Origin of the sequence: Halomonas sp. BC2 (assembly GCF_002078115.1) — a bacterium.
Taxonomy (GTDB): Bacteria; Pseudomonadota; Gammaproteobacteria; order Pseudomonadales; family Halomonadaceae; genus Vreelandella; species Vreelandella stevensii.
On sequence record NZ_LFGT01000010.1, the window covers coordinates 30,307 to 31,990 of the forward strand.

Here is a 1,684-nt window from a genome sequence, read left to right on the forward strand (position 1 = left end):
GAAGGTGGCAAAGGTGGCCCCGGGCCGCGAACGGGCCGCCATGGCAGCAAACAGCTCGGGCTGCCACATCTCCGGGTTTTTGGAAGGGGCAAAGCCATCCAGGAACCAGGCATCCACCTGGCCTTGCAAGGCTTCCAGCCGTTCGGTGGTATCGCCAAAGTGCAGGTCCAGGGTGACGCGTTCGCTCAGGTGCAAACGGTGAACGCCGCTGACAGGATCGGGCCACAGGGCGCAGAGCGCCTGTGAATAACTGGCCAGCGATGGCCAGGCGCTCAGGGCACGCGCCAGGGCAGTGTGGCCCAACGGGAATTTTTCGGTAGAGAGCAGGTGCAGCCGTGCCCCTGGCGGGGCGTGGCGTTCGAAGCAGGCCCAGGCACACAGCATGTTCAGCCCGGTGCCAAAGCCGGTCTCTCCAATCACGAATGCTCGGGGGGCCTGCCACTCGGCAAACCGCTGGGGCAGGTGGTTGGCCGCCAGAAAGACGTGTTCGGTTTCCGCGCGACCGTCCTCCCGGGAAAAATAGACGTCACCGAAGGCATCAGAGTGCGGGGCATCGTCGTTCCAGGAGAGCGTCGGGGCGGTCATGGCCGCCAGCGGGGGCAGGTCAGTGGGGCGCTGGGTCACGCGAATATCCGTGGTGGTCGAAGGGTGAACGAAGGTGGTCAAAAAATGATCAATTTGTTCAGCAGGGCGCTATCTCTGGCTTATAGAAAAGCGTCCGCCGTGTTTTCACAGAGTTTTCCACAGGCTCTGTGAAAAAGCAGGCGGACCCTCCACAGTCGCCCTTGTGGGTCAAGGCAAAACTTTCTTGAACGGCTTAACAATTACCTTGGCATAGACCCCGGCAATGATGTAAGGGTCGGCATCCGCCCACGCCTTGGCCGCTTCCAGGCTGTCGAATTCGGCCACCACCAGGCTGCCGCTAAAGCCCGCTTCGCCGGGGTTGTCGGTGTCGATGGCCGGGTGGGGGCCAGCCAATACCAGACGGCCTTCGTCACGCAGCGCTTCCAGCCGTGCCAGGTGGTCCGGGCGGGCGGCCAGTCGGCGCTCCAGGCTATTGGCCACATCTTCACTGATAATTGCATACAGCATGGGGATAACTCCTTGAAGGCAGTGCGGTTGGGGAAGCCTTGCAATCGCTCCCGGCATTGACCGCGTGCTGGTTAACGCGCACCATGGCGAGCTGTTGTACCACACGCCTATTCTGACAAACTCGCCACACGGCGTCATGCTAATGCCACGACTTCCTGAAGCTTTTCCCCCTGCACTGCCCCGTGTGTTCGATGCCGATCAGCGTTACCCGGTCGATTTGCACATGCACTCTACCGCCTCGGATGGGGCGCTGCCGCCTGACGAGCTGGTGGCGCTGTGTGCCGCCCGAGGCATGACGCACATTGCCCTCACCGACCACGACACCATGGACGGCACGGCAGAAGCCAGCCTGGCCGCCGAGCAGGCGGGCCTGTGCCTGGTGCCCGGCTGCGAGTTATCCACGCGCTGGCAGGGCATCGGTATTCACGTGGTGGCGTTGATGCCGGGCGGCTTGCAGGGAGCGCTGGTGGAGGGCCTGGAGCAGCAGCGTCAGGCGCGTATCCAGCGGGCTGAAGTGATTGCCGAGCGGCTGGAGAAAATGGGCCTGCCCGATGCGTTGGCCAAGGCCCGCGCCCAGGCAGGCAGCGACCGC

General features: G+C 63.5%; 3 protein-coding genes. 1 reads left to right on the top strand and 2 read right to left on the bottom strand.

The features are described from left to right. The coding region (gene mnmD, locus B7L71_RS08640; protein ID WP_249273216.1) for a tRNA (5-methylaminomethyl-2-thiouridine)(34)-methyltransferase MnmD at positions 1–585 on the bottom strand (585 nt) is incomplete at its 3' end. 207 nt (positions 586–792) lie between these two features. Then, positions 793–1,092, bottom strand: coding sequence for a YciI family protein (locus B7L71_RS08645; RefSeq protein WP_016914815.1), 300 nt, complete (start codon positions 1,090–1,092; stop codon positions 793–795). 142 nt (positions 1,093–1,234) lie between these two features. On the opposite strand from B7L71_RS08645, the gene B7L71_RS08650 reads away from it, so the two are divergent. Then, on the top strand, positions 1,235–1,684 hold a 450-nt coding region (locus tag B7L71_RS08650), incomplete at its 3' end, for a PHP domain-containing protein (protein WP_139790093.1).